3 protein-coding genes and 1 pseudogene are annotated in these 3,802 nt (G+C 72.0%); 1 reads left to right on the top strand and 3 read right to left on the bottom strand.

Features of this window, described 5'->3' with window-relative positions:
- Positions 1–274, top strand: a pseudogene (locus ACLL81_RS01305) (malate synthase A); the annotation flags it as partial.
- Between the two features lie 7 nt (positions 275–281).
- Here ACLL81_RS01305 and ACLL81_RS01300 read toward each other — a convergent pair.
- The 3 genes from ACLL81_RS01300 to ACLL81_RS01290 form a co-directional block, all read right to left on the bottom strand.
- Entirely contained in the window at positions 282–644 is a 363-nt protein-coding gene (locus tag ACLL81_RS01300; RefSeq protein ID WP_411286539.1) for a YdbL family protein, read from the bottom strand.
- A 14-nt stretch (positions 645–658) separates the two neighbouring features.
- On the bottom strand, positions 659–847 hold the full coding sequence (locus ACLL81_RS01295; RefSeq protein WP_411286538.1) for a YnbE family lipoprotein: 189 nt from the start codon (positions 845–847) through the stop codon (positions 659–661).
- A 38-nt stretch (positions 848–885) separates the two neighbouring features.
- Positions 886–3,802, bottom strand: a 2,917-nt coding sequence (locus tag ACLL81_RS01290; RefSeq protein WP_411286537.1) for a YdbH domain-containing protein, incomplete at its 5' end; no start/stop codon positions are given.

Here is a 3,802-nt window from a genome sequence, read left to right as displayed (position 1 = left end):
CCTCATGGAGGACGCCGCGACGGCGGAGATCAGCCGCGCGCAGATCTGGCAGTGGATCCGCCACAAGGCCACCCTGGCCGACGGGCGCGAGGTGACGCCGGAGCTATTCCGCACCCTGCTGGACGAGGAAATGGCGGCGCTTCGCCAGACCCTGCCGGCCGGCGCCTACGACCAGGGGCGCTTCGCCGAGGCGGTGAAAATCTTCACCGACATGAGTCTCTCGGACGGCTTCGAGGAATTCCTCACCCTGCCGGCGTACAGGGTGCTGGACTGATCGCGGGCTATTTCCGCGACCAGCCGCCACCCGAGGGCTTGTAGTACTCGCCGGGCTTCAGCCGCGACTGCACGACCTGGAGATAGGCCGCCGCGCCCGCGGCATCCGGGGTGACCCCGTTCTTGGCGGCCGCCTGGCGGTAGAGGGCGGCCCGACCGGCGTTGATCTCCGCCATGGCGCTGCGCACCGCCGGGTCGGCGGCGCCGGTCACCAGGCCCAGGAAGCCGTCGGCTTGCTCGCCGACGACGCCCGCGGACTTGGCAGCGTCCACGGTCGCTTTGGCCTGGGCCGACTGCGCGATGGCGACGGGCGGAAGGGCGAGCGCGGCCATGACGGCGGCGCCCACGGTGATGATGTCTCGTCCCTGCATGTTCATGTCCCCTCCTAGAAGAGGTTGGGGTTTTGCTGGATCAAGGCTTTGACGTCCTCGTCCAGGCGCAACCGGACGTCAGCGTCCAGCTTGGCGTAGATGGTGATCGGGGCGACTTCCACACGGATGGTCGGCGCGCAGGCGCTCAGACCGAGAACGGCGAGCAACCCGAAGGTTGCGACGGATCGGGGCGGCGCGGTCATGCGGACGTCTCCAAATTCAACGCTCAATCCTTGGGCCCTCACGGCTGAACCGGACCTGAACCGCGAAGCTGCCGATATGCGCGGTAGTCGGACAGCAGATCATCCAGGTTAAGCGTCGTGTCCAGCGTAAGGTTCACGCCGGTGTCCGAAGGCAGCGGCAGCTTGCGATTCAGGAACTTGCGCCCGATCAGGTCGCCAAGCGAGAGCCTGATCTCCTGTTTCTGCGGAGGGTCGTGGCGGCCGACGATGTGGAACAGCACCCCCAGCCGGCCATCGGCGCGGCTCTCGATGGCGGCGTCCAGGGTGTTGAAGGCCAGGTTCTCCATGGCCTGATAGGCGAAGTCGGTGAAGGTGTCGGTGTTGGTCTCCGGCGTCGCCGCGGCTACCGGCGCGCTTACCTGGCCCTCGGCCACCACCCCGCTCAGCGCCGTGCGCTGGATCGACAGCCGGCCCGGCTCGATGGCCTTCAGGGTGCCGCCCAGGATGCGTACCCGCTGGCCTTCGGTTTCGAACGGAACCCGGCCGCTGACCTTGGCGTCCAGATCGACCCGGTCCCCGAAGGGCGAGGCCTCCACCAACTCGCGCAGTTGCACGCCCTCGAAGATCAGCACGCCGCGGGTCGCCGCCTTGGGATCGAGCGGGATTTCAAGGCTCTCCACCAGCACCCGGCCGCCACCCACCGCCGCTTCGCCGCCGGAAATCCGGATCGCTTGCGCCTCCAGGGCGAAGGTGGCCGTCACGCCGGTCAGCGGCGCGAAGGCGTCGATCTGGGTGGCCCGCAACACCTGGCCGGGGGCGGCGATCAGCGGGGCCAGGCTGGTGAAGACCAGGTCGCCGGACAGCCCGGTGACCCGGCCGGCGGGACTTTCAAAGTCCATCCCAGGAATGGCCAGCGTCCCGCGGCTGGCGACGCCGGCGTTGGTCCAGGTGAAGGCCCCGGCGAACCGCGCCTCACCCTGCGCCGGAGAGCCCACCGCCGCGGCCAGCGGCGAAAGCTGCGCCGGCTGCAGGCCACGGTCTGCGAAGGCCAGCAGGCCCGTGTCCACGTCCACTTCGCCCTGCCCGCTGCGGCCATCGTGGGTGAGCTTCGCGGTGGCCACCGGCTGGCCCGCGGGAGTGCGAAAGGCCAGGGCCGCCGTCCAGGTCTCCCGCGCCAGGCCGGCGGTCCCTGACATGCGCAGGGGGTTGAAGCGGGTCTGCGGCGCGGTGTCGTGCACCTGCGCCGAGGCGACCCGGATGGCGGCGTCCAGGGCGCCGCGGCTCTGGCCCATGCTGAGGCTGCCCGCGCCCTCGGTCACCCGCGCTTTCAGGAAGGGCACGGCTGCGGCGATCGCCTCGCCTCGGCCACGGATGCGCCAGTCGCCATCCCGCAGGGTGAGGAGAGGCGCCCCGGCAGGACACAGCCGGCCGGAGAGGCCCGTGGCGTCGTTCTCACCGAACTCCAGCCGGGCCGCGGTGACCGCGGCGCAGCGGTCGCCGGTGAAGCTGAACCCGGCGGCGATGCGCAGGGTCCCGGCGGCGTCGAACCGGCCGTCGACGATCGGGCCGATGGAAAGAGCTGCCTGCACCCGGCCCTGGGCGGTGGTCGCGCCATCCGCAAACCGCAGACGGGCCACATCGGCCTCCACACTTGGCAGGCCGCCACCGGACATGGTCAGGCGAAGCGCCCCGCCGCGCGGTCCGAACAGCGGCGCGCCGGCCGGGGCGCTGACCTGCACCACGCCGCCGCTGGCCGGTGTGATCCGGAAGGGCTGCGACAGCCGGATCTTGAGGCCGTCGGCGACCTGTAGGCCCAGGCCCGGGGCCGCGAAGGCGAAGCTGCGGGCGGCGCGCTTGACCGCGGCGATGTCGGTCGAGTCCAGCGGTCCCGGCGGCCCGAGGCCCGACCAGTCGCCTAGCCCCTCAGCATGGCCGGAGAGGTTGACGTCCAGCCCGGCACGGCTGGCGGACATGGGGCCGGAGAAGGCGCCCGACGCCCGTGTGAGCTTGAGGTCGGCGGCGGTGATGTCGCGCAACAGGCCGCTGACCCTCAGGCCGGCCGTCACCCGGTCGCCGCCCTGCCGGGTCCAGCGAAGGTCGCTGGCGCTGGCGGTGGCGGTCATGGCGCCGGTCCGCGCCGAGCCAAGGGCGCCCGAGCCGGCGCGCAGATCAGCGGAACCGGCGCCGGTCACCACCAGGTCGGGAATCCAGCCTGCGGCCTGGCCGGCGAAGACCCCGGAGAGCTGGGCGCCGTGCAACCGCTGGCCGGTCATGTCCAGCCGCTCCGTGGCCAGGTTGGTGCGGAGGGTCAGGGCGCCGTCGCCACGCCGCTTCACCAGGTCGGGATAGGGCGCCGTCAACCGCATCTGCAGGCGCGCGCCGCGGACCGACGCCGACCCCGCGGCGGCTTCCAGGATCGGCGCGTCCAGAATTACCGCGACCCGTCCGCTCCGGGTGGCGAGCTTGACGGTTGCGACCCCCAGGGCGGCGGCGAAGGTCGGCCCCTGGAGCTGCGCCTGCGCGCTGGTCGCCGCCAGCGACACGAGCTTGCCGTCCTCTACCCGAGAATCGGCGCGCAACCTCACCGGCCCGTAATCGGTGGCCAGAAGCAGCAGGCCGTCGTCGACGACGATGCGCGGTTTGGCGGCGTCCGGCCGCGGCGGGCGGCGGCGGAACTCGGCGATGATCGGGTCCAGGGCGCCGACGCTGAGCTTGCCGCCGCGAATGCTGGCGCGGACCACCGGTTCGCGCAGGGTGATGGCGCCCACCTCCACCCCGAAACCCTTGATCCGGTAGCGCACGTCCACCCGGGCGGCGGCAAAGTCGGGGCGGGCCGGATCGCCCACCGACATGCGGGCGGTGAAGCCGGACAGGCCAAAGGCTTCCACCTCGGTGCTCGAGGCGACCCCGCGGCGCTCCAGCCAGCCGGTCAGCGCCTCGCGGGCGATCGCCTTGCGGGCTGCATAGAGCGCCAGC

Origin of the sequence: Phenylobacterium sp. (genome assembly GCF_046590535.1) — a bacterium.
Lineage (GTDB): Bacteria > Pseudomonadota > Alphaproteobacteria > Caulobacterales > Caulobacteraceae > Phenylobacterium.
Note: the sequence above shows the minus strand (reverse complement) of the source record. Positions and strands in the feature narration are given on the sequence as shown.

What these genes read in the sequence shown, in the direction of transcription:
- ACLL81_RS01300 (WP_411286539.1), bottom strand. Translation starts at nt 644, where the DNA reads ATGCAGGGACGAGACATCATCACCGTGGGCGCCGCCGTCATGGCCGCG.
- ACLL81_RS01295 (WP_411286538.1), bottom strand. Translation starts at nt 847, where the DNA reads ATGACCGCGCCGCCCCGATCCGTCGCAACCTTCGGGTTGCTCGCCGTT.